The 269-nt window shown below is 58.4% G+C and carries 1 protein-coding gene; it reads left to right on the plus strand.

The genetic code is table 11. The features are described from left to right. Nucleotides 1–269 (plus strand): MlaE family ABC transporter permease (locus tag AAEZ06_RS27355; protein ID WP_350617242.1); only part of this gene is annotated, 269 nt, incomplete at both ends.

Raw genomic sequence — 269 nt, forward strand, 5'->3', positions numbered from 1 at the left:
TCCTGGCGATGCTCTCGGGGATCGTCGGCGGTGGTGTGGTGTGTGCCGTGGCTCTGGATATTTCGCCGGCGATGTTTCTTTCGCTGCTGCAATCGGACATTGGCGTGCAGCACTTTCTGGTGGGCATGGTGAAGGCGCCGATCTTTGCCTTTTTGATCGCGGCCATTGGCTGCCTGGAAGGTTTCAAAGTCAGCGGCAGTGCCGAATCTGTCGGCGCGCATACCACGTCGAGCGTGGTGCAATCGATCTTTGTGGTGATCGTGCTGGAT

The organism is Pseudomonas sp. HY7a-MNA-CIBAN-0227, assembly GCF_040310325.1.
Classification (GTDB): Bacteria; Pseudomonadota; Gammaproteobacteria; order Pseudomonadales; family Pseudomonadaceae; genus Aquipseudomonas.